General features: G+C 58.8%; 22 protein-coding genes. 19 read left to right on the forward strand and 3 right to left on the reverse strand.

Annotated elements, in window-relative coordinates; all coding sequences use genetic code 11:
* Positions 1-112 precede the first annotated feature (112 nt).
* Both IF199_RS05395 and IF199_RS05400 read left to right on the forward strand, forming a co-directional pair.
* Complete coding sequence (locus IF199_RS05395; RefSeq protein ID WP_192559870.1) at positions 113-1,219, forward strand: NADH:flavin oxidoreductase/NADH oxidase; 1,107 nt, start codon at positions 113-115, stop codon at positions 1,217-1,219.
* Positions 1,220-1,310: 91 nt separating this feature from the next.
* Positions 1,311-1,844, forward strand: coding sequence for a GNAT family N-acetyltransferase (locus IF199_RS05400; RefSeq protein WP_192559871.1), 534 nt, complete (start codon positions 1,311-1,313; stop codon positions 1,842-1,844).
* Positions 1,845-1,856: 12 nt separating this feature from the next.
* On the opposite strand, the gene IF199_RS05405 is transcribed toward IF199_RS05400, so the two are convergent.
* Positions 1,857-3,485 carry a glucan biosynthesis protein D gene (locus IF199_RS05405; protein ID WP_096819273.1) on the reverse strand — a complete coding sequence of 543 codons (1,629 nt, stop codon included), beginning with the start codon at positions 3,483-3,485 and terminating at the stop codon, positions 1,857-1,859.
* Positions 3,486-3,889: 404 nt separating this feature from the next.
* Between IF199_RS05405 and IF199_RS05410 the strand changes: the two genes are divergently transcribed.
* The 17 genes from IF199_RS05410 (at position 3,890) to IF199_RS05490 (ending at position 19,244) form a co-directional block, all read left to right on the forward strand.
* Positions 3,890-4,072 (forward strand): hypothetical protein, encoded by a 183-nt coding sequence (locus IF199_RS05410; protein ID WP_096819275.1) that lies wholly within the window; start codon positions 3,890-3,892, stop codon positions 4,070-4,072.
* A 319-nt stretch (positions 4,073-4,391) separates the two neighbouring features.
* The gene (locus IF199_RS05415) at positions 4,392-5,387 is read left to right on the forward strand and encodes an ATP-grasp domain-containing protein (RefSeq protein WP_192559872.1); all 996 of its coding nucleotides are present in this window, start codon (positions 4,392-4,394) and stop codon (positions 5,385-5,387) included.
* Between the two features lie 85 nt (positions 5,388-5,472).
* Positions 5,473-6,606 (forward strand): trypsin-like peptidase domain-containing protein, encoded by a 1,134-nt coding sequence (locus tag IF199_RS05420; protein WP_192559873.1) that lies wholly within the window; start codon positions 5,473-5,475, stop codon positions 6,604-6,606.
* Between the two features lie 71 nt (positions 6,607-6,677).
* A complete protein-coding gene (locus IF199_RS05425; protein ID WP_096819280.1) occupies positions 6,678-7,805 on the forward strand; it encodes a phosphoribosyltransferase domain-containing protein in 1,128 nt (375 codons plus the stop codon).
* Positions 7,795-8,553 (forward strand): HAD family hydrolase, encoded by a 759-nt coding sequence (locus tag IF199_RS05430; RefSeq protein WP_192559874.1) that lies wholly within the window; start codon positions 7,795-7,797, stop codon positions 8,551-8,553. Before IF199_RS05425 ends, IF199_RS05430 begins: the two co-directional genes overlap by 11 nt.
* Positions 8,546-9,640, forward strand: coding sequence for a cysteine protease StiP family protein (locus IF199_RS05435; protein WP_192560909.1), 1,095 nt, complete (start codon positions 8,546-8,548; stop codon positions 9,638-9,640). Before IF199_RS05430 ends, IF199_RS05435 begins: the two co-directional genes overlap by 8 nt.
* On the forward strand, positions 9,640-10,590 hold the full coding sequence (locus IF199_RS05440) for an HpcH/HpaI aldolase/citrate lyase family protein (RefSeq protein WP_102619545.1): 951 nt from the start codon (positions 9,640-9,642) through the stop codon (positions 10,588-10,590). The genes IF199_RS05435 and IF199_RS05440 overlap by 1 nt, the downstream gene beginning before the upstream one ends.
* Positions 10,587-11,300 (forward strand): HAD family hydrolase, encoded by a 714-nt coding sequence (locus tag IF199_RS05445; RefSeq protein WP_102619546.1) that lies wholly within the window; start codon positions 10,587-10,589, stop codon positions 11,298-11,300. The genes IF199_RS05440 and IF199_RS05445 overlap by 4 nt, the downstream gene beginning before the upstream one ends.
* Before the next feature lie 2 nt (positions 11,301-11,302).
* Entirely contained in the window at positions 11,303-11,887 is a 585-nt protein-coding gene (locus IF199_RS05450; protein ID WP_102619547.1) for a TerD family protein, read from the forward strand.
* A complete protein-coding gene (locus tag IF199_RS05455) occupies positions 11,887-13,065 on the forward strand; it encodes a TerD family protein (protein WP_192559875.1) in 1,179 nt (392 codons plus the stop codon). The genes IF199_RS05450 and IF199_RS05455 overlap by 1 nt, the downstream gene beginning before the upstream one ends.
* A 46-nt stretch (positions 13,066-13,111) precedes the next feature.
* A complete protein-coding gene (locus tag IF199_RS05460; RefSeq protein ID WP_096819292.1) occupies positions 13,112-13,561 on the forward strand; it encodes a tellurite resistance TerB family protein in 450 nt (149 codons plus the stop codon).
* Positions 13,562-13,606: 45 nt separating this feature from the next.
* A complete protein-coding gene (locus tag IF199_RS05465; RefSeq protein WP_192560910.1) occupies positions 13,607-14,605 on the forward strand; it encodes a TerC/Alx family metal homeostasis membrane protein in 999 nt (332 codons plus the stop codon).
* A 31-nt stretch (positions 14,606-14,636) separates the two neighbouring features.
* Complete coding sequence (locus IF199_RS05470; RefSeq protein WP_096819294.1) at positions 14,637-15,212, forward strand: TerD family protein; 576 nt, start codon at positions 14,637-14,639, stop codon at positions 15,210-15,212.
* A gap of 77 nt (positions 15,213-15,289) precedes the next feature.
* Positions 15,290-15,868 (forward strand): TerD family protein, encoded by a 579-nt coding sequence (locus IF199_RS05475; RefSeq protein WP_192559876.1) that lies wholly within the window; start codon positions 15,290-15,292, stop codon positions 15,866-15,868.
* A gap of 177 nt (positions 15,869-16,045) precedes the next feature.
* Positions 16,046-16,972, forward strand: a complete 927-nt coding sequence (locus tag IF199_RS05480; protein ID WP_096819298.1) for an LppP/LprE family lipoprotein — start codon at positions 16,046-16,048, stop codon at positions 16,970-16,972.
* An 82-nt stretch (positions 16,973-17,054) separates the two neighbouring features.
* On the forward strand, positions 17,055-17,993 hold the full coding sequence (locus IF199_RS05485; protein WP_192559877.1) for a lysozyme inhibitor LprI family protein: 939 nt from the start codon (positions 17,055-17,057) through the stop codon (positions 17,991-17,993).
* Between the two features lie 57 nt (positions 17,994-18,050).
* Complete coding sequence (locus IF199_RS05490) at positions 18,051-19,244, forward strand: DUF4236 domain-containing protein (protein ID WP_192559878.1); 1,194 nt, start codon at positions 18,051-18,053, stop codon at positions 19,242-19,244.
* Positions 19,245-19,295: 51 nt separating this feature from the next.
* Here the strand turns inward: IF199_RS05490 and IF199_RS05495 are convergent, their stop codons facing one another.
* Together IF199_RS05495 and IF199_RS05500 are read right to left on the reverse strand one after the other, a co-directional pair.
* A complete protein-coding gene (locus IF199_RS05495; protein ID WP_192559879.1) occupies positions 19,296-20,549 on the reverse strand; it encodes a TerD family protein in 1,254 nt (417 codons plus the stop codon).
* A 76-nt stretch (positions 20,550-20,625) separates the two neighbouring features.
* Entirely contained in the window at positions 20,626-21,870 is a 1,245-nt protein-coding gene (locus IF199_RS05500) for a VWA domain-containing protein (protein WP_192559880.1), read from the reverse strand.
* Positions 21,871-21,882: the final 12 nt, after the last annotated feature.

The following is a 21,882-nucleotide window of genomic DNA, read 5'->3' on the forward strand; positions in this document are numbered from 1 at the left end:
ACGTCTTGTCGAATTTTTTGCCCGCGGGGGCGGGTGCTGCACCTTTTTCCTGTCACTCGTCGACTTTTCAAACAGAACCCTGGAGCCTGCCCACTGATTTGAGAGGTGCCCCATGAGTCTGCTGCTTGAACCCTTTACCCTTCGCCAACTGACCCTGCCCAACCGCATCGCCGTATCGCCAATGTGTCAGTACTCAAGTGTCGATGGCCTGGCCAACGACTGGCATCTGGTGCATCTCGGCAGCCGTGCAGTGGGGGGCGCGGGCCTGGTATTTACCGAAGCCACGGCGATCACGGCCGACGGGCGGATCACCGCCGAAGACCTGGGCCTGTGGAACGACGAACAGATCGCACCGCTGCAACGCATCACCCGCTTCATCAACGCGCAGGGGGCAGTGGCCGGCATTCAACTGGCCCACGCCGGACGCAAGGCCAGCACTCATCGGCCGTGGATCGGCAAGCACGGCAGCGTCAAACCGGATGATGGCGGCTGGACGCCGGTCGGGCCCTCACCGATTGCCTTTGACCCGCAACATACCCAACCCAAACAGCTTGATGAAGGGCAGATCGCCCAGGTCATCCAGGATTTCGTGGCCGCAGCCAAGCGTGCGCTGGCAGCCGGTTTCAGCGTGGTCGAGGTGCATGCGGCGCATGGTTATCTGTTGCACCAGTTCCTTTCGCCGCTGAGCAATCAGCGCCGCGACCAGTACGGCGGTTCATTCGAAAACCGCATCCGTCTGGTGTTGCAAGTAACCGAGGCGGTACGTGCCGTCTGGCCGGAAGAACTGCCGGTGTTCGTTCGTCTGTCGGCCACCGATTGGGTGGAAGATGGCTGGAACCCCGATGAAACCGTGGAGCTGGCGCGACGCCTGAAAGCTCTGGGTGTTGATCTGATTGACGTGTCTTCGGGCGGCACGGCTGCCAACGCCGAAATTCCGGTGGGGCCGGGTTATCAGACCCGCTTCGCGGAAAGGGTGCGCAAGGAGTCAGGCATCGCCACCGGCACCGTGGGAATGATTACCGAGCCTGCGCAAGCCGAGCACATCCTGCGGACCTGTCAGGCCGACATCATCTTCCTCGCCCGTGAGTTGCTGCGTGATCCGTACTGGCCGCTGCATGCGGACGACGACCTGGGCGGGCGCAAAGCAGTGTGGCCGGCGCAATATCAACGTGCGACCCATCGGGATCAGCCGATTCACGAGTCTGATCTGCGGGATTGATTCCGACCGGTCGCAAAGCCTATAAAACCCGCCATTGAACCGGCGGGTTTTTTCTTGTCCGCCGTCCGGAATTGCAAAGGAATGGACCGCAATGTTGATCGAACGAGCGTTGACCGAACTCGACTTGCCGCTGCTGGCGCAGATCGACCGCAGTGAACGGGTCGAAGCGTGTTATCGCGTGGAAAACGGTGGGCTGATTCTGTATCCGGCGCATTTCGACATGCGCGGATGGCCCGAAGGCGAAGCGGAGGAGAATGCGCGGGTATTGGAGAAGTGCTGGCGCAGCGGCGGGTGGCTACACGGACTTTTCGATGGCGAGACACTGGTGGCGGCAGTGGTTGTGGATAACCGGGTTATTCACAATCAGGGCCTGAAGATGCGGCAGTTGAAGTTCTTGCACATCAGCCGCGCCTGGCGTGGGCAGGGGCTGGGCGGGCGATTGTTTGCCCTGGCCTGCGCCCATGGCCGGGAGATCGGCGCCGAGGCGTTGTATGTCTCGGCGACCGAGTCGCGCAATACCGTGGAGTTCTACCAGCGCCAGGGTTGCCGGTTGCTGGAACAACCGGATCCCGAACTGTTTGATCTGGAACCCCACGATATCCACTTGTACTGCCCGTTGGCCTGACAACTCAAGCCATCAAGGGTACTTGCGCTTGTCCGGCGCCGGCGGGAAGTACTGGTACAACCAGGTCTCGCTCAGCGTGCGGTCGTTGGTGCGGATGAACAGACGCAGTTCCACCGGCTCAACGCTGTCATTGGTCGGGTACCAGTCGAACAGGATCCGGTAACCCTTGATGTCATCCAGCACCAGCACGCTGAAGTCCTGCACCTTGCCGTTGGAGCAGGTGACCACCGGTTCGATCCCGGTGCCCTGCGGCAGGCGATCCAGACCGCCACCGGTGAAGTCCACGGCAAAACGACGGGCCCAGACCGGCGGGTAATGCTCGCCTGGTGCCCAGCCTTCGACGAATCCACCCATGCCGGAACGGGTCGCATGCACCCGTGCCAGCGGCGTGCCGACCGGCGGCAGAGCGCTCCAGTAGAGCTTGTAGCCGTAGTTCAGCGAGTCGCCGGCCGCTACCGGTTTCTTCGGCGTCCAGAACGCGACGATGTTGTCGAGGGTTTCGCCGGTTGTAGGAATTTCCAGTAGATCGATAGAGCCTTCGCCCCACGCGGTTGTAGGTTCTACCCACAGGCTCGGGCGCTTGCTGTACCAGTCGACGGTGTCCTGGTAGTTGGCGAATTCGTGGTCGGTCTGCACCAGGCCGAAACCTTTCGGATCGGTGTCGGCGAAGGCGTTGAATTGCAGGGTCGCCGGGTTGTTCAGCGGGCGGCAGATCCATTCGCCGTTGCCGCGCCACATCGCCAGACGATCCGAGTCATGAATTTGCGGATGGATGGTGTCGCACATCCGGCGCTCGTGGGTGCCGCAGCTGAACATGCTGGTCATCGGCGCGATGCCCAGTTGTTCGATGGCGGTGCGGGCGTTGACGTGGGCATCGACTTCCATCACCACGCGCTCGGCCTGGCAATCGATGTCGAAGCGATAGGCACCGGTCGCGCTCGGCGAGTCGAGCAGGGCGTAGACCACAAAGCGGGTCGCGTTCTGATCCGGGGTCTCGAACCAGAACTTGGTGAAGTCGGGGAATTCTTCGCGTTTCTTGGCGTAGGTGTCGATGGCCAGGCCACGGGCGGAGAGGCCATATTGGCCAGTGGCATCCACCGCGCGGAAGTAGCTGGCGCCGAGGAACGACACCACGTCATGCCGATCCAGCTCCGGCGCCTTGAACAGCTTGAAGCCGGCAAAACCCAGATCGCCCTTGAGCTGCTGGGTGTCGACCGACGTGTTTTCATAGTTGAACAGCTGAGGGCGGAAATGCACCTCACGGGCCGTGCGGGTCTTGGGATCGACGCTGTACATGCGCACCGGCTGGCGGAAACCCATGCCGACGTGGAAAAACTGCACATCGAGCTGACCCTTGTTCTCCTTCCACAGCGAATGCTCGCCGTCGTAGCGGATCGCGTTGAAGTTCTGCGGGGTCATGGTCGCCAGCGTCGGCGGCAGCACCTGTTTGGTGTCCTGATAGGCATTGCCGGCCAATTGCTTGGCCTGACGCTTCAGCGTTTCAAAGTCGAAGGCCTGGGCTTCACCGTCGGCGGCACCGCCAGAGGCGGCCCAGGCGCGTGCGGCAAGCAGGCCGGAGGCGGAAAGGCCGGTGTAAGCCGCAATGGCCATGGACGCTTTGAGCAAATTCCTGCGGTGCATAGATACAACCTGTCGTGGACAATCCCGCGCCGTTCCTGGCACGTACTGGATCAGAAATTACGGTTCGGACAAGCCTTCGGCCAAACGCTACGGACTAGTAACAGATGCCCGCTAGCTTAATCCGTTCGCTGATTTTGCAAAATTCATTGATAGCACGGCGACAGCCTCTCAATGAAACAAGACGTTACGGTTACTTATCCCACAGCCTTTTCTGATTTACAGGGCATAACTGCTTATTTCGACTAATTACTCTAAAAACAGCTTTTCAGCGCCGATTTAATTTCTATTCTATGGGTATGGCCGGTCTCGACCCACCCGACCGGCAGGGCTCAAATCGCTGCTTGCAGGAGCAGGGCGAGGCGGTTTCAAAAAAAATTCTGAAGTAATGGAAAAGGACATCGTCCATGGCAAAGGTGCAGTGCATTACCGAAATGTTGGGAATCTTTCCGTGCCTGGGAGGCAGACGCAGGAAGCGGCTCAACTCTGAAGAGCGCAAGTTGGTCGAGCGCTACCGAGAGTTGTCGGAAAGTGACCGGATTGCGATGCGCTATCTGGTGGATGCGATGCACAGCGTTTCACGGTTTTGAGGGTGTAATGCATAAGGGGCAGGCGTTGAGTCTGCCCCTTTTTTGTGTGTTTTTCGGCCAGATGAGGATTGCCCCGGCGGGGAAGCCCGGTAATTTTCACATGCGGAAATGTATTGCTGGTGGACGCTCCGTTTGGCTCGCCAGCAGAATATCAAGAGTGAACTCCCGAATTGATTCAACCCCCCATGTAAAAACTCGAAAACAAATCTACTTCCCAAGGCCTTCGCGCGCCGACTTTGCGGCCCGATGACCCAAATCTGCCATCAGTTGATATTCATCCAGTTACTATTGCGCGGGCGCATCAATCAGCGAGTATCAAATGATCTGGTTTCTAGAAGGGCAATCGAGTCAGCGTGACGTCATCATCGGCGCGCGCGAGGCACTTCCGGCGGATGTAAAAATCTTCGCCTCTCATCGTCAGGATCGCCCTGAAATCACGTCGCTTGCCGACGTCAGTTTTACGGAGCCAAGTGGCAATGAAGAGCGTATCGACTGGGTCATCGCCACTGCAGTAGCGCACAACATCAAACTGATTCTGGCTGGACGCGTCGGTAATGTTTTCGAGATCGAACGGGCGCGCTTTGAACAGGCGGGTCTTGAATTGGTGACTGGCGGTACGTCGATGGCGACCTTCGACATGGTCGACGACAAGAGCCGATTCACCGCCGAAGCAGAGCGTGTCGGCCTGGCTTGTGTCCCGGCGATCACAGCATTGAATGCCGAAGAAATGTTCGCTGCTTACAAAACCCTCTCCGCCAGTGGCGAAGTGTGCGTCAAGCCTGCGGTCGGTATTTATGGCCAGGGTTTCTGGCGATTCAAGGCGGATACCGATCCGTTCCGCTGTTTTGCCAACCCGGATGCGCGTGAAGCCAATTTTGAAACTTATATGCGTGCTTACTGTGAAGCCGAAGCTCCGGCACCGATGCTGATGATGCCGTACATGGCCGGCAGCGAATGTTCGGTGGACATGGTCTGCGAAGCTGGCCGTCCGGTTGCGTTCGTCAGTCGTCGAAAGGCGGGTGTGCATCAGACCTTCGAGCGTGAGGGCCCGGCTGTCGAGTTGGCACTCAAGGCTGCCGAGCATTTCGGTTGTGACGGAATCGTCAATGTGCAGACCCGCGACGACGCTGATGGCCAGCCGCATTTGCTGGAAATCAACCCGCGATACTCGGGTGGCATCGGTTACACCCGGGCGACCGGGACCAATCTGCCGGGCATTTTCGCGGCTCGACGGTTGGGCTTGCCGGAGCCTGCGACCGTCTGGAGGGCGAACGTCCGGGTCAAGGGCGTGACCGTGGCGGCTGTGGCATCCTGATATTAAAGCGACATCTATTTTTGCTACAATTTGCCGCGCTGCATGTGAAGCAGCTGGTCGTTAGCAGTCAAGGAGAGATCAGGGAATGATGGTGCTGGCGCCTGGCGCAAATGCCGTAATATCGAGCGCACAGAGTGAATGGACTCTTGAATGCGGTAAGTCCTCGGCTTTCGGGGACTATGCAGCAGTCGCTATATTGCCGGTTGACGAGAAACGCCGCCCTACAGGTGATCCCGCCCTGTTCCAGACCTCCCATGGCTGGATGGAGTGGAAAGGTGATCAGGAAAAGGTCGGCTGTGCGATGAACCTGGCAGAACTGCCGTCAGGCAGCGATCGCGTGCTGATCATCGTCTATACCTTCTCTGCTGCTGGTCCGGTCAGTGATCTGAAGACCCTGCGTTTTCAGGTTGATGGCCAGCTCGATTACAGTCTCGATCTGCGTGATAACGGCGAATCGGCGATCATCATCGGCGAGTTTTACACGCGCAATCAGCAATGGAAGTTCCGGGCTCTGGCTGAAGGTTCAGCTTATGGCCTGGCGGCTTTTGGCCGGCGAATCGGCCTCGATATCAACGATGCCCATCCCAAGGGACGCTCAAGTCCTTCCGAATCCGGACGCGGCAGTGCGACCGGCACCGGTTTTGCCGTTTCGAGAAATCACGTCCTGACCTGTGCTCATGTCATCGAGGACATGCAGGAAATTTATATCTCCTCCTTCGAAGGACGTTACCGTGTCGAACCCGTTGTGGTCGATCGGCGCAACGACATCGTTTTGTTGCGAGTGCTGGATTGCCCACCGCTGAAACCGGTGGCGTTCAAGGAAGGTTTTGGCTGCGACCTCGGCGACAACGTTGTGGCGTTGGGATTCCCGCTTGCGGGGTTCGCTGGCGGCGGCGTGCAAGTGACGCAGGGTGGTGTGTCGGGTCTGTTTGGCCTGCACAATGATTCGAGCCTGCTGCAGTTCACTGCCCCGATTCAGCCCGGTTCCAGTGGCAGCCCTCTTTTTGACTCCTCGGGTGCGGTGGTCGGTCTGGTGACCTCAACTCTGCCGGATGCGCAAAACATGAATTTTGCGGTCAAGGCGCCATTGCTCCTCTCATTCCTTGACGCTTGTCGCGTCGAGGCCAGCAAGATCCCTGTCGGCAAATCTTTCACAACAGCGGAACTGGCGCGTGAAGCCCAGGCTTCAATGTGGCGTGTCGAAGCGCGAAATTTCTGACTTCTCTTGATTTGAAACATTTGGTACCGGCGCGCGGTTAATCCCCCAGCGCCATTTAGGAATTTTTGCTCATGGAAAGTAACGCAGCTACACAAACGCTCAGTGCGCAACTGATGCGCGGGCGACTCGATGTCAAAGTAGATGATTCACTCATCGCTCCGAACGCTTTGTTCGGCTTTGCCGAGCGCCGTAACCCCAAGCGTGCGTTCCTGTTCGTGTCCAAAGTGCTTGGCCGCCATATCCCGGTACGCCCCTCGGCAATGAATACCAGTTTCGCAAGCCTCGCGGCGCAGATCCCTGCGGATCTGCCCGGCCCGGTGCTGGTGATCGGCATGGCCGAGACTGCCGTTGGCCTCGGTGCTGGCGTGCACCGCGCGTTCAGCGCGACCCGGCCTGACACGGTGTACATGGTCAGTACACGGCACCCGACCGGCACCGAACTGTTCACTCGTTTCGAAGAAGAACACAGCCACGCCAGTGCCCATTTGATCCACTTGCCGGTCGATCCCGATGTGCGCGAAATGATGTTGAATGCGCGCTCGCTGGTGCTGGTAGACGATGAAGCCTCCACCGGCAAGACCTTCATCAATTTGCACCGCGCCTTGGTCGACTCGGGTCTGACCCAGGTCGAACGTGTCGTGACCTGCGTGCTGACCGACTGGTCGAGCAACGCGGTGCGCAACACCATTGGCGAGTCCGCGCATCAAGTCTCGTTACTGCAAGGCTCCTACGATTTCCATCAAGACCTCGAAGCGCCGCTGCCGGAGATGCCGGCCGTCGGCACCGTTGCCGCCGGTGAGTGGCCGTTGTCGGCACACAACGACTGGGGCCGGCTCGGTGTGCGCAAGGTCGAAGACACCTTGGCCCCCGATCTGCAAATCAAGGCTGGCGAGCGAGTGCTGGTGGTCGGCACCAGCGAGTTTGTCTGGCGTCCGTTCCTGCTCGCCGAACGTCTGGAGCGTGCCGGTGCCGACGTGCACTTCAGCTCGACCAGCCGTTCGCCGATCGCGCTGGGCCATGCCATCGGTCACGCATTGTCGTTCTCGGACAACTACGGCCTGGGCATTCCGAACTTTCTCTACAACGTGCGCCCGGGGGAGTTTGATCGCGTGCTGATCTGCTCGGAAACACCGACGCAGGCGGTATCTGCCGAACTGGTTGCCGCCCTGAACGCCGAGGTGATTGTCGATGCTCAGTAATCGTCCGCTGGCCTTGGTTGACCTTGATGACACGCTGTTCCAGACCGCGCGCAAAATGCCTGAAGGCACTCCACGCCATCCTGCGACCTTTGACATTGAAGGCCAACCGAACGGGTACATGAACCCGGTGCAGAAAACTCTGGTGGAATGGCTGTTGTCCTCGACCGACGTCGTGCCTGTGACTGCGCGTAGTGTCGAAGCTTTCAGTCGAGTCAAACTGCCTTTCGACAAGGGCGCCGTGTGCTCGCACGGCGGGGTGATTCTCGGCGTCGACGGCAAGATCGATGAGCAATGGCAGGCGCACATGACTGTCGTCCTGGCAGACTTTCAACACCGGCTCCCCGATCTGAGCGCTGCGACCCTGGCCATTGGCAAGGCGCTGGGCATTTCGCTGCGCGGCTGGGTAGTTGAAGAAGAAAACCTGCGCCACTACGTGGTGACCAAGCACAACGAATCCAACGACGAAGTCCTGCAAACCGTGCTGGCTGAAGTCCAGGCGCGCGGCTTGCTGGAGGGAATGCACGTCCACGGCAACAGCAACAATCTGGCCTTTTTGCCCGCCGGGCTGTCGAAGCGCGTGGCCGTTGAGGAACTGTTGCGCCGTGACCGTGAAGTCAACGGTGAACGACCCGTGCTGGGCTTCGGCGACAGCATTACCGACCTCGGTTTCATGGATGCCTGCCATATGTGGGCAACCCCGTCCGGCAGCCAACTGGCGAGGTTTGTGGGGCATGCGCTCAATGACTGAGTCCATCGCTGAGCTCAAGACTGTTGGCAGCGGCAGCTATTTGCAGGACGACGTGCACTTCCTGCTCCAGCCGGTGCAGATGGAGGTGACCGACGTCGTAGAGAAAGAGCGGCTGATTCAGACGCAGCAGAAGCACTACTCGGAGATGATCAGTTTCGAGAGCGCGCCGACACCTGTGCACAAAGCGCTGTACGAGAGAGCGCTCGCGCAAAATGGCGTGCGCATGGCCAGCGACGTTCAGGCACTGGCGCTGGCGCTGAATGGCGCTTGCACAGGCCCATCGATTGTTCTGGTGTCGTTTGTCCGCGCCGGGTTGCCGCTGGGTGTGCTGCTGCGTCGGGCGCTGATCGACATGGGCCGCGAGACTTATCATTACGGCATCAGCATCGTGCGGGATCGCGGCATAGACCTCATCGGTCTTGAGGCGATCATTCAGGCCCACGGCGCGCAAAACATCGTGTTCGTCGACGGCTGGACTGGCAAAGGTGCGATCTCCGGTGAAATTCAGCGCAGCCTCAAAGGCGACGCTCGATTCCCTGAGGAGCCGCGTCTGGTGGTGCTGGCCGACCCTTGCGGGCGAGCCTGGCTGGCGGCCTCGGCGGAAGACTGGGTGATTCCGTCGGGCATCCTTGGCGCGACCGTCTCGGGTCTGGTATCGCGTTCGATCTGGCCGGCTGATGGCGGGCTGCATGGCTGTGTGGTCTACGACCACCTGACTGAACACGATGTGACGCGCGAGTTCATTGAGCACATCGAGCAGCAGCGCAAAACCCTGGGCCCGGTGCCTGCTGCGGTGCCGTGGACGGCCAACAAGCGTGCCAAGCTGCAAGCCGCCGCCACGCAAGTCGTGGAGTCGCTGGCTGCACGTTTCGATATCAGCAATCTGAACCGGGTCAAACCGGGCATCGCCGAGGCCACTCGCGCGGTGCTACGCCGGGTGCCGGATCATGTGCTGGTGCGAGATCGCAACGACAGTGACGTGCAATTACTGATGCACCTCACCGAAGGCGCTGGCGTTTGCGTCGAAGAAGTCGGCGCTGCACTCGGCCCGTACCGAGCCGTGACCATCATTCGGAGCGTGAGCTGATGAAGAAGCTTTCTCCTTACGCCTTGGGTGCCACGCTGTACATGCCGGCCACGCGCGCCGATCTGCTGGATGTGGTGTTCGCCACCAAGCTGCCGGAACTGCGTTCGCTGGTGGTATGCCTCGAAGACGCGGTTGCCGAGATCGATGTCAGCACCGCGTTGAGCAACTTGCATTGCCTGTTGTCGGCAATAGATGAGCGCGGCGGGCGGCCTGCCGAGGGGCCGGTGCTGTTCGTGCGTCCGCGTGATTCGGCGATGGCGGCGGTACTCAATGACTGGCCGTTGATGAAGCACGTCGACGGCTTCGTTGTGCCGAAACTGACGCTGCGCAACCTCGACGCCTGGGAGCGGGCGGTGACCAGTCCTGAGCTGTTCCTGATGCCGACTCTGGAAACTGTCGAGGTGTTCAGTCCGGTGGCGATGCTCGAGTTGGGCCAGGCGCTCAAGGCCAATCTGAATCACCGGATCATCGCCCTGCGTATTGGCGGTAATGATCTGATGGGCAGCCTCGGCTTGCGGCGTAACCCGGCGACCACGCTGTACAACACGCCGATGGGTTACGTGATTCCGATGTTGGCCGGGGTGATGGGGTCGCAAGGTTTTGCACTGACCGCGCCGGTGTTCGAACAACTCGCCACGCCGAATCTGCTGTGTGAAGAGCTGGAACTGGACATCGCCCACGGTCTGGTGGGCAAGACCGCGATTCACCCGAGCCAGATCAGCATCATTCAGGATGCGCTGCGAGTCAGCCTCGAAGACCTGAACAGTGCGAAGTTGATCGTCAGCGACGTGGCCCCGGCCGTGTTCAAGCACAACGATGTGATGTGTGAACCGGCGACCCATTACCAATGGGCGATGAAGATTCTTGAGCGCGCCGAATGGCATGGCGTGCGCCAAACCGATGCCGCCCACGGTGAAGCACCCATTCGACTAGCCGAGGCCATTCGATGATCCAGGCAAATACCGGCCCTGACCAGCCGGGGAAAAAGGTGCTCTGCGTCTTTGACTTCGACGGCACACTGACCCGCCATGACAGTTTTGTACCGTTCTTGAAGTTTGCCTTCGGCAAACGTGAGTTCGCCCGGCGTGTGCTGACACTCGCGCTGCCGAGCATTCGATTCCTCGCCCGACGCATGAGCCGCGACGAACTCAAGGCGCAGTTGATCAGCCGCTTTCTCAGCGGCGTGGACGCGGAGTGGGTGAGCCAGCAAGCAGCGAAGTACTGCGCAGCTTTCTGGACCAGGCTGATGCGCCCGACAGGCTTGATGGCGATTGCCAGCGAGATCGCCGCCGGTTCGCAGGTGACCCTGTGCTCGGCGTCGCCTGCGCTGGTGCTGCAACCTTTCGCGGATCGCTTGGGAATCAAGCTGATCGGCACCGAACTTGAAGTGATCGACGGCAAGTTGACCGGACGTATATCCGGCAACAACTGCCGCTGCGAGAACAAGGTGCTGCGGCTGGAGGCGGTCTATGGGCCGCTGACTGAATACCGCCTCAAAGCCTGGGGCGATACCCGTGGCGATCACGAATTGCTCGCTGCGGCGCAAGACGCGCACTGGCGACACTTTCATCCGGCATGGCGTCGTGGACGTCTGCGGACAGCAAAAAGCGCGATCAGACCTGATCGCGACGTGAACACTGACGATCAACAAGGAGCGTAACGATGGCACTTACCCTGAGCAAACAGCAAAGCATTTCTCTGGAAAAAACGGCCGGCAGCGCGTTGACCCGCATCAGCCTTGGCCTGGGTTGGGACCCGGTGAAAGCAGGTTTTCTCGGCAAGCTGATGGGCAGCGGCGGAGAGATCGATCTGGACGCTTCGTGCATCCTGCTCGACGAAAGTCTGCAAGTGATCGACCTGGTCTGGTTCCGTCAGTTGAAGTCGCAGGACGGTTCGATTCAGCACTCTGGCGACAACCGTACCGGTGAAGGCGATGGTGATGACGAAACTATCCACGTTGATCTGTCGCGTCTGCCGGCCGCCGTCAAGCATCTGATCTTCACCGTGAACAGCTTCACCGGGCAGAACTTCGACAAAGTCGAAAAAGCCTACTGCCGCATCGTCAATGCCAGCAACAAATCGGAACTGGCGCGTTTCAACCTGTCCGAGAAGGGCGGTCATACCGGCATCGTGATGGCGAGCCTGTCGCGCCAAGGTTCCGATTGGGAATTCAAGGCCATCGGCGAAACCACTCGTGGGCGAACCGCTGACGACCTGGTCAATCTGGCCGTGCAGGCGCTGAGCTGATGGCCGCTCTCGTACCTGGTGGTAATGCGCCGGTTGCCTGCGGCCAGCTTCGCGTGGATATCAACTACACGCCAATTCCGGGCGTCGACATTGATGTGTCGGCTTTCGTCCTGAACGCTTCGGGTAAAGTCCGTGGCGATGGCGACATGTGCTTCTATGGCCAGAGCAGTGTGCTCGGCGGCGTGTTGCAGATGACCGAGGCGACAGCCGGGCGTGCGGTATTCACTGTCGATCTGAGTCGTCTTGAAACGGCGGTCGAGAAAGTCGCGCTGTCGGCGACGATCCATGAGAACAAGGCCAGTTTCGAGCGCGTCTCGCACTTGTCCGTGGCAGTCTCGGGCGGCATCGAGGCTCAGTTGCCAACTGCCGGGATGAAGGAAACTGCGTTGATCCTCGGCGAGTTTTATCGTCGCCAGGGGGAGTGGAAATTCCGCTGTGTCGCGCAAGGCTTCAACGGCGGTCTGGAACCCCTGGCCAAGCATTTTGGTGTTGAAATCGCGGCTCCGTCCGCTGCACCGACGCCTGCGCCCGTTCCACCTGCACCAGCCCCGGCACCGGTGCCTGCGCCCGCGAAATCGACGATCAGTCTGAGCAAGATCACGCTCGACAAGACTCGCTCGTCGATCAGCCTGGAGAAAACCGCCAGCGGTTTCGGCGAAATCAAGGTCAACCTGAACTGGAACAAGGGCAGCGGCGGTGGCTTCTTCAGCCGCAGCAAATCCGTCGACCTTGACGTTGGCTGTCTGTACGAACTGCAGGACGGCGAAAAGGGCGTGGTGCAGGCCTTGGGCAACTGCTTCGGCAGCCTGAGTGGCGCGCCGTACATCCAGCTCAAGGGCGATGATCGCACCGGCTCGGTTGCCGGTGGCGAGTGGATGCACATCAACGGCGCGAAGTGGGGCGAGGTCAAACGCATTCTGATCTTCGCCTTCATCTACGAAGGCGCGCCGAACTGGAAAGAGACTGACGGCATCGTGACCATCTACATCCCCGGCCAGCCAGACATCGAGGTCCGCCTCAATGAAGAAGGTGGCCGCGAAGGCATGTGTGCGATTGCCATGCTCGAGAACGTTGACGGGGCGGTGAAGGTTTCGCGCCGCGTCGACTTCCATCGTGGTCATTCGGCAGTCGACAAGGCTTATGGCTGGGGCATGAGCTGGCGCGCCGGCTCGAAATAATACGGATGGCGGGGCCTTCCGGTCCCGCCCCTTGAGGAGATTTGACATGCTCGCATGGCTTAAAGAAAACGCGACGGCGGCTCGCGACAAACTGACAACTGAAGTCGGTAAATTCAAGAACCAGAAGTTCATGGAAGCGATGACGGCCAGCTGCGCCATCGTCTCCGCAGCGGATGGCGATATCTCTTCGGCGGAAAAGCAGAAGATGATCGGCTTCATCAATATCTCGCCTGAATTGAAAGTGTTCAACACGGCAGACGTGATCAAGTCCTTCTCGGCGCATTGCGAGAAGTTCGAGTTCGACTTCCAGATCGGTCAGGCGGAAGCACTGAAAGTCATCGGCAAGATCAAGAGCGACCCGGGTGCTGCTCGCCTGTTGGTGCGTGTTGCCTGTTCCATCGGCGCATCGGACGGCACGTTCGATGAAAAGGAAAAAGCGGCGTGCCGTTTGATCTGCGCCGAGCTGGGTCTGAACCCGGCTGATTTTGATCTTTAAGGAGCGGTACCTGTGGAAACGCAAATCGGATTTCCCCCGCTGACCATGGCGGTGTTTGTAGGGCTGGCGCTTGGCGCCCTGCTGCTGGACATGGTCACGCACCGTGGAGGCAAGCCTATTTCGCTGATGAAGGCCTCGATCTGGTCGATATTCTGGATCGCGATTTCGCTGGCGTTCGCAGGTTTCCTGTACGTGCAGCACGGCCCTGAAGTGGCCAGCCTGTTCGTCACCGGTTATGCGCTGGAAAAAGTCCTGAGTGTCGACAACCTGTTTGTCTTCATGGCGATCTTCGCCTGGTTCAAGGTGCCGGATGGCCTGCGTCACCGCGTTCTGTACTGGGGCATCATCGGCGCCATCGTGTTCCGTGGCGTGTTCGTCGCGATCGGCACCGGCCTGCTGGCTTTCGGGCCGTGGGTGGAAATTGTCTTCGCGGTGATCGTTGCGTGGACGGCCGTGATGATGTTGCGTGCCGGCGGGGACGATGACGAGGAAGAAGACTACTCCAAGCACATGGCGTATCGCTTCGCACAGAAGCTGTTCCCGGTGTGGCCAAAACTGTACGGCCACAATTTCTTCGTGACCCGCAAGGTGCTCGAAGGTGAGCTGCAGAAACCGGAAAACCAGGGCATGACCCTGGCCGCCAAAGGCACGCTGTTCGCCACGCCGCTGTTCCTGTGCCTGGTGGTCGCGGAAGTGTCCGATATCCTTTTCGCGTTCGACTCGGTGCCGGCAGTGATCGCTGTCAGCCGTGAACCGCTGATCGTCTACTCGGCGATGCTGTTTGCGATTCTTGGCCTGCGAACCATGTACTTCGTGCTCGAAGCGCTGAAACGCTACCTGGTCCATCTGGAAAAATCGGTGATTGCGCTGTTGTTCTTCATCGCAGTGAAACTTGGCCTGAACGCCACCGACCACATGTTCCACCACGGCTACACCATTGACGCGAATACCAGCTTGTTGATTGTCATGGTGGTCCTGGCAATCGGCGTAGTGGCGAGCCTGGTCTTGCCGGGTCAGGAAGAAACCCAAACCGAAAACAATTGAGTAGCAGCATCAACCACAAGGAGATGTACCGATGGCTTTGACACTTCAAAAAGGTGGCAACCTGTCCCTTACCAAAACCGACCCGAGCCTGACCAGGATTCTGGTTGGCCTGGGCTGGGACCCGCGCGCTACCGACGGCGCGGAATTTGACCTGGACGCCAGCGCGTTTCTGGTAGGCGCCAGCGGCAAGGTTCGCAGCGACGCAGACTTCATTTTCTACAACCAGTTGAAGAGTGCGGACGGTTCGGTTGAGCACACGGGTGACAACCGTACCGGCGCTGGCGACGGCGACGACGAAGTGCTGAAAGTTGACCTGAGCCGTGTTCCGGCCGACGTCGAAAAAGTCGTGTTTGTCGTAACCATCCATGACGCCGAAGCCCGCAAACAAAGCTTTGGCCAGGTCGGTGGATCGTTCATTCGTGTGGTCAACGAAGTATCCAGCGCCGAAGTCGTTCGCTATGACCTGGCTGAAGACGCTTCCACCGAAACCGCGATGATTTTCGCTGAGCTGTATCGCAACGGTGGCGAGTGGAAATTCCGCGCTGTTGGCCAGGGTTACGCTGGCGGCCTGAAGGCTGTTGCCAACTCTTTCGGTCTGAACTTCTAAGGTTCGGCATCTTGCCAATTGATTTGCAAGGCCCTGAATTCAGGGCCTGACTCACCACAAACAAGAGGAATTTGAACATGGCGGTATCACTGAGCAAGGGTGGCAATGTCAGCCTGTCCAAAGAAGCTCCAGGCCTGTCTGAAGTAATCGTTGGCCTGGGCTGGGACCCACGCGTCACCGACGGCACCGAATTCGACCTCGACGCTTCGATATTCATCGTTGGCGAATCCGGCAAAGTGCTCGACGACAACAGCTTCATTTTCTACAACAACAAAAAGTCTGCTGATGGCTCGGTCGAGCACATGGGCGACAACAAGTCGGGCGCAGGCGATGGCGATGACGAACAAGTCACCGTCAAACTGACCGGCCTGGCGCAAGCAGTGAAGAAGCTGGTATTCGCTGTAACCATCCACGATTCGGACGCGCGCAAGCAGAGCTTCGGCCAAGTGCAAAACGCCTACATCCGCGTCGTCAACAAAGCTGACGGTAAAGAGCTGGCACGCTTCGACCTGAGCGAAGACGCTTCGACCGAAACCGCGATGATCTTCGGCGAGCTGTATCGCAACGGCGAAGAGTTCAAGTTCAAGGCCATCGGCCAGGGCTTCGCTGGCGGCCTGGCGCCGTTGGCTAAAGAGCACGGCGTAAACATCGGCTAACCCGAAAGGGTTGCGAGAGCCCCCGGCGTTTGCCGGGGGCTTTTTCTTGTCTGCAGAATTTCCACGGACCGGCAATTCGCTGGTTATTCAACTTATGTACAACCATTTCGCCAAGCGCGACTGCCTCGGATCAGACGGGCAGTTCAGCAGGATGAGGCACTGATAAGGATTTTTTCAATGGGACTGCTTCGCGGGGTCATGGCGGTTGGTGTATTGGCAGCCTTGTCAGGCTGTGGCGCTTACGACGACTTCAAAGCCAATAATGCTGTTCAGGAATACCGGCAGAATTGCTTCGGCAACTACACCAACGAATGCGAAAGCAAATTGGTCGACACCAACATCATCATGCTCGAACTGGCTCGCAGAAACGTGGCGCGCGAGAAGGATACGTTGATCAAAGCCGTTGGCCAGGATAGCTATGAACGCTTTGCCAAAGCGGCCAACGAAGTGATCGACGACCTGGTCGATCGCCAGGAAAAGAAGCGTCCGGGAATCTTCGCTCGCTGGGTACTCGGCGACGCTCAGCCGTTCGGCGATACGCGAAACCAGCTATTTCTCGAATCGGACATGCTGGCACTCAAGGCTGCCGTACTGAAGAAGATCAGCGATTCCAATCCGGTCGCGCAACGCCAGGCAATCACCGAACAACCTGTCGCTGCAGCTCCTGTAGAGACTCCGCCGGCAGCACCTGATGTTGCTGCTGTCACCGCGTTGCTCGAAGCTGCGATTGACCGTGAAATCGCCAGCGAAATCGCACAGGACGGCGGTGAAGAGTACAAGGACGCCCGACAAATCATTTTGACCGATCTGAACGGTGACGGAACCAACGACGCGGTGGTGCTTTACACCCTTGAAGGGCAGGGGGGTGGCAATGGCTACTTCCAGTCGCTGGCGACGTTTTACGCGACTCCTCAGGGCTGGATTCACCGCGCAAAACTGGTCGTGGGATCAGGTGTGCAAAGCGTTGAAGTCATCGCGCCGCAAACCCTCGCAGTGAAAATGCTCAGCGTCGGTCCGGACGATGCCAACTGCTGCCCAAGTGTCGAAAGCACGCAAAAATTCACATGGAACGGCACCACCTTCCTGCAATCACCTGGTACTTGAGGCGAGCGCATTCTCCCCCCGACTCAGGCGTCGTTCAGAGACCCTTGGTCGGGCAGTACAAACAACAAGAAAGGACTCGATCATGTCTCGCTCAAGCATAAGCACCGGTATTGCTCTGGTGCTCGCATTTATTTCATTGCACTCCCATGCCACCAGTTTCGACTGCGCCAAAGCGGTGAGCTTCGCGGAAAAATCCATTTGTGCCGATACTGCACTAAGTCTTCTCGATGAACAGCTGAACTCGCAATACGTGCGTGCGCTGGATTCTGCGGCTAACCGTAATCAGGTTCGTATCGAGCAACGTGAATGGCTGCGCTTGCGCGATAACTGCGTAACCGACAGTTGCCTGAGCACATCAATGTCGCAGCGACTCAATCAACTCTCCGGCGCGATACCGCAGTCCGCCAGACCGGCACCCACCAGCGATATCAAACGTGCTGAACCGCGTGTACCTGCTGCGACTGCTCAAGTACCAGCGGTGGCAAGTCCTGTCCCGGCAAACAGTAACGCGCAGGATAATCATCGGGCCGTTCTGTATCTGAAGATCGCCCTGTTCTGCATGGCGGTGTTGTTGCTGATCTGCATCTGGCTACACCGACGTGGCTCGATGACGATCTATCAGGACTACACCGATGCGCTTTTCACCAGCATCACGCCGATTCTGGGTATCGGGTCTTATTTTGTATTTAGCGTCTGGCTGGAGATTCCGAAGAATTACGCGCTGATCGCCGCTTGCGTGCTGGCAGGCCTGATGTTGCTGCAAGTGATCATTCAAACCTACCGCAGCAATGGCGTGTCACTGTTTTTCCTGCTCTCGCTGTTTGCCAAAATCGCCTTGCTGACCTTTTATTTCCTGATGATGGCGTTGCTGCTGTGTGGCGGTGCACGTACCCGGCAAGACGCACGTCGCCGCCGGGGATGGGCGGTATTTGCAACGACGGCGTTCGTTTTCCTTTCTGGCTGGATGTGTCGTAACCGGCAGTTCTCTTCGATCGACGACTACATCGCCGGCCGAACCTGAACTGCAGAGCGCTGGCCGGGATAGATGTCCCGGCCTTTCAGGATCAAGGAGCTGTTCATGGGGTTTCGTTTCTCCAAACGCATCACGATCATTCCCGGCGTTCGCCTCAACATCAGCGGTTCGGGCGTCAGCACCTCGATTGGCCCGCGCGGCCTGAGCATCACCATGGCGCGCAACGGCACTTTCTTGAATGCCGGTTTACCCGGTACCGGCTTGTCCTGTCGCGAGCGCATTGATCGGCCGTCGCGTGCCGCTGATCCCCAGGCTACTGGCAACGCCGGCGATTACGCTGGCCAGTTGAAGGTCAAGGTCAGCGACCAGGGTTTGCTGCTGATTACCGACATGGATGACAACGAGTTGTCCCCCGCAATCATCAAGCGTGTGAAGTCGGAGCGTGCGGACTCAATTCAGGTGTTACTGGAGAAAGCCGCGGAAAAAATCAATCGCGATCTTGAAGACTGCCTCGGTGTGCACCTGAGCACGCCGCGCCCTGGGTCGATGCCGCTGATCCCCGCGCCGTTTGCCATCGAGGAGCCGCAGCAACCAGCGCAGAAAGCCCCAGGCCTGATGGACCGAATGTTGCTGCGCAGTGGCAAGATGGCGCGTGATGCGGACGCAGCGCAGCGGCAATATGTTGAGGATCTGAATCGTTGGCAGGCGACTCGGGATGCCCACGAATTTGAGCGCGGCGAGATTGAAAAAACCTTTCGGCTCGCCGCTCGCGGCTTTAGTGCCCAGATGGAGAAGGCATTGAATTACGTGTTGAGCGGAATTGCCTGGCCGAAGGAAACTCAGGTCACTTACGCGTTCTCGCAGGACGTCACCGGCGTCGCACTTGATGTGGATCTACCGGATGAGGGGGACGTGCCACGGCGCGTTGCGGAAGCGCGGGGCAATGGCAAGCTGACATTCAAGAACCGCACAGATGCACAGGTGCGGCGTGACTTTGTTGCGCTGTGCCATGGCTCGCTGTTTCGGGTAATTGGCGAAGTGTTTGCTTTGCTACCGGGGATCGACAAGGTATTGGCGTCTGGCTACATCCAGCGTAATAACGCCGCGAACGGTGTGAGCGAAGAACATTATGTGATCTCCGCATTGGTAACACGATCGCAGTGGGATTCACTGGACTTCGATCAGTTGGAAGCAATTGACCCGGCGGCGACGCTCAACGCGTACGGCGCGCGGGTCAAGCTTGATCGTTCAGCTCGTTTTACGCCGGTGTTGCCAATGGAGCTTTCGGTGCTGGACTGAGTGTGATGCCCGCGAAGCAAAGTTGCAGCGCGGGCAGTCAGAGTGGCTGGCTCAAACGTAGCGTTTCGAACCGCTGTTTTGCAGTGGCTCGCCCTTGAACACTTCGGGGCCATCCATTGTGAGCTTGAGTTTTTCGCCGTTGCGGGTCAGCCACGGCGTGGCTTCGCTGCAAGACTCGGAGGTGGCGCCGGACGGGCTGAGCACGATGTGCTCTTGGTCGATTTCGATCAGACCGATCACATAGGTGTAGATCATGTCGCTGTAGTCCTCATCCTCATCATCATGATCTTCGGGGAATTCGAAAGCGCACTCGACGACCTGGTTGCCGTATTCCATGCGCATTTTCGGTTTCAGCGAGGCCACCGACACCGCACCATTGTCGACCGCTGAGTACACGCTGCACACCAGCGCCACTTTACCGCCCATGAGCTGCGAGATCGCCGGGTTGATGTCGACGGTCTCCACCGCCGGTTCGCCGGCGCTCGCGCTCATCACATCGCCGGTGTGGAACACGTAAGGATCGAGATCGAACTCGCCACGTTTGTCCGGTGCCTGGATGATCGACATCCGCCCATCAGGGCGCAGGATGCCGATGCGCAGATCGAGGTCGTCGTTGTCGCAGTCGTCACCGTTATCCACCCAAGTGGCACTGACGCGAATGACTTTTGGTGCGGACGGGCCTTTTTCCAGCGAGACCTTGTGGCTGCTGCCGACCTTGTCGAGGGTAATCAGCGACTTTTGCATGCTGACGGCTTTGGCCGGTGGCGGAGGTGGCGCTTCTTCTTCGACTTCAACACCGTACAAACCACACAGCCCCGCCAACCCCGAAGCGAAACCCTGCCATACCGAACGCGCCTTGAACTGGCCATTGCGCACGTACAAATCGAGGACGATGATCCCGGTCTCTTTGGCGAAAGGCTCGGGAGCCAATTCCAGCACTTGAGCACCGGCAATCACCGTGGCTCGCAGGTCCTTGACCGCTTCAAACCCGCCGGCACTGCCGTCTTGCGTCAGGGTGATGGCAACTTTCGTGATGTTGGCCGGCAGGCGCGCCAGATCGAAACTGATGCTGTGACTGATCACGCTTCCCTGAACCACCGGCGCTGCAAACGTAGCTGCGCCGGACGGATGTTCAGGAACGTTGAAGAACACCATGCCGCTGTCATCCAGCACCTTGCCGGTGTCGCCAAGCAGAAACGCGGTCAGATTGACGTCCAGATTGGCGCCTGCCGCGTGCGTAACCACGACCCGCCCTTGGGCGAGGCTGAGATTGGTGTTTTCACCGGGCTTGAGTGACTGATTCAATTGAGATCCTTATTCCTTGGATAACGTGCAGTACACCGCGCTTGCGATGTGCCTGAGGTGTTGAGCGTTTCGTCGATCAGCGAATGATGTTTTTGGCTTTGGCTTCCTTGAGCCAGGAGGGGAATTCAGCCATCAACTTGTCGTACAGCTGCTCTTCGCTGATGTCGTGCAAGTCATCCAGTGCGAAGAAGCCGCAGTTGTCGACCACACGTCCACTCAGGGTGTCGAGCTTTTCCAGGACGCCGTAGTTGGAGCCGCCGATGCCGACGAACTGCCAGAAAATCCCCTGCTTGGCAGCGTCTACCATCAGTTTGGTAATTTCGCGGTTTTTCGACACGCCGCCGTCACTGATGAAAATCACGAACATTGGCGTCTGCTCATCGGACTGCTGAAACGATGCCAATACTTTTTCGATGACTCGCGGTTCATCGTTGAAGCGACCGCCGACATTCCATTTCTTCCAGCCTTGGCTGTCGGTGTCGATGAAACGCTCATAGTTGCTGAGCGTGACGGGGGAGAGTTGCAGTGGTTTCTCGGCGAATGCCCAGCATTCCAGTTCGCCGTCTTCATCGAACGATACGGCCAGCGGGATGACCCGGTTGAGCACTTCCTGCACCCGGCCACGGGAATACTGGCCGTTCATCGAGCCGGTTGCGTCGAGCACCAACACCACGCGGGCTTTGGTTTCAGTGAGGTTGGCTTTCTCCAGGCTGACTTGCGCTTTCTTGGCCAGGCTGACCAATTGCGGGGCAGCATCGCCGACGCGTTTCTCCAGAGAGACCTTCGCTGATATCGGCGCCGGTGGTGATTCTTCAGCAATTTCACCACCAAAATGTCGAACCAGCGCATCCAGACCTTCGGCATAACCTTGCAGGTTGGCCGCGATGCGCCACTCACCGTCCTTGCGATACAGATCGGCGACCATGATCGCCTTCTCGCCAGTGAAATCGGCCCCCGAGAACGGGCAAGTTGCAAGCGTCTCGCCGACCGGGCTGAGCACTTCGAAGCTACTGGCGCGAATGTCCTTCATCGCGCCAGCGCCGTCGATTGAGGCTGTGAACACCAGACGCTCGATCGATGCCGGGAGCGAATCGAGGTTGATGGCGAAGCGGCCGCCATCGGTGATCCTGATGCTGGCGCAGGGCGTACTCGGCTGATTGAAAAAGACCATGTAGCGGTCATCCGAAAGCTTGCCTTGCGCATCGACGCCGAAGCAGACGAAGTCGATCACTTGCGCGGCGTCGATCCTGATCGAGAGCGTCAGTGCGCGTCCCTGAAGAATCTTTGATAACGGCAACCGTTGCCCTTGGCTGATCTGCATGTGTGACTTCCT

The organism is Pseudomonas allokribbensis, from assembly GCF_014863605.1.
GTDB classification, from domain to species: domain Bacteria; phylum Pseudomonadota; class Gammaproteobacteria; order Pseudomonadales; family Pseudomonadaceae; genus Aquipseudomonas; species Aquipseudomonas allokribbensis.

Coding starts and splice junctions, on each gene's coding strand:
- IF199_RS05475 (WP_192559876.1), top strand. CDS start 15,290: ATGGCGGTATCACTGAGCAAGGGTGGCAATGTCAGCCTGTCCAAAGAA.
- IF199_RS05455 (WP_192559875.1), top strand. CDS start 11,887: ATGGCCGCTCTCGTACCTGGTGGTAATGCGCCGGTTGCCTGCGGCCAG.
- IF199_RS05485 (WP_192559877.1), top strand. CDS start 17,055: ATGTCTCGCTCAAGCATAAGCACCGGTATTGCTCTGGTGCTCGCATTT.
- IF199_RS05430 (WP_192559874.1), top strand. CDS start 7,795: ATGCTCAGTAATCGTCCGCTGGCCTTGGTTGACCTTGATGACACGCTG.
- IF199_RS05445 (WP_102619546.1), top strand. CDS start 10,587: ATGATCCAGGCAAATACCGGCCCTGACCAGCCGGGGAAAAAGGTGCTC.
- IF199_RS05470 (WP_096819294.1), top strand. CDS start 14,637: ATGGCTTTGACACTTCAAAAAGGTGGCAACCTGTCCCTTACCAAAACC.
- IF199_RS05410 (WP_096819275.1), top strand. CDS start 3,890: ATGGCAAAGGTGCAGTGCATTACCGAAATGTTGGGAATCTTTCCGTGC.
- IF199_RS05395 (WP_192559870.1), top strand. CDS start 113: ATGAGTCTGCTGCTTGAACCCTTTACCCTTCGCCAACTGACCCTGCCC.
- IF199_RS05435 (WP_192560909.1), top strand. CDS start 8,546: ATGACTGAGTCCATCGCTGAGCTCAAGACTGTTGGCAGCGGCAGCTAT.
- IF199_RS05460 (WP_096819292.1), top strand. CDS start 13,112: ATGCTCGCATGGCTTAAAGAAAACGCGACGGCGGCTCGCGACAAACTG.
- IF199_RS05405 (WP_096819273.1), bottom strand. CDS start 3,485: ATGCACCGCAGGAATTTGCTCAAAGCGTCCATGGCCATTGCGGCTTAC.
- IF199_RS05440 (WP_102619545.1), top strand. CDS start 9,640: ATGAAGAAGCTTTCTCCTTACGCCTTGGGTGCCACGCTGTACATGCCG.
- IF199_RS05420 (WP_192559873.1), top strand. CDS start 5,473: ATGATGGTGCTGGCGCCTGGCGCAAATGCCGTAATATCGAGCGCACAG.
- IF199_RS05450 (WP_102619547.1), top strand. CDS start 11,303: ATGGCACTTACCCTGAGCAAACAGCAAAGCATTTCTCTGGAAAAAACG.
- IF199_RS05400 (WP_192559871.1), top strand. CDS start 1,311: ATGTTGATCGAACGAGCGTTGACCGAACTCGACTTGCCGCTGCTGGCG.
- IF199_RS05465 (WP_192560910.1), top strand. CDS start 13,607: ATGGCGGTGTTTGTAGGGCTGGCGCTTGGCGCCCTGCTGCTGGACATG.
- IF199_RS05490 (WP_192559878.1), top strand. CDS start 18,051: ATGGGGTTTCGTTTCTCCAAACGCATCACGATCATTCCCGGCGTTCGC.
- IF199_RS05500 (WP_192559880.1), bottom strand. CDS start 21,870: ATGCAGATCAGCCAAGGGCAACGGTTGCCGTTATCAAAGATTCTTCAG.
- IF199_RS05425 (WP_096819280.1), top strand. CDS start 6,678: ATGGAAAGTAACGCAGCTACACAAACGCTCAGTGCGCAACTGATGCGC.
- IF199_RS05415 (WP_192559872.1), top strand. CDS start 4,392: ATGATCTGGTTTCTAGAAGGGCAATCGAGTCAGCGTGACGTCATCATC.
- IF199_RS05480 (WP_096819298.1), top strand. CDS start 16,046: ATGGGACTGCTTCGCGGGGTCATGGCGGTTGGTGTATTGGCAGCCTTG.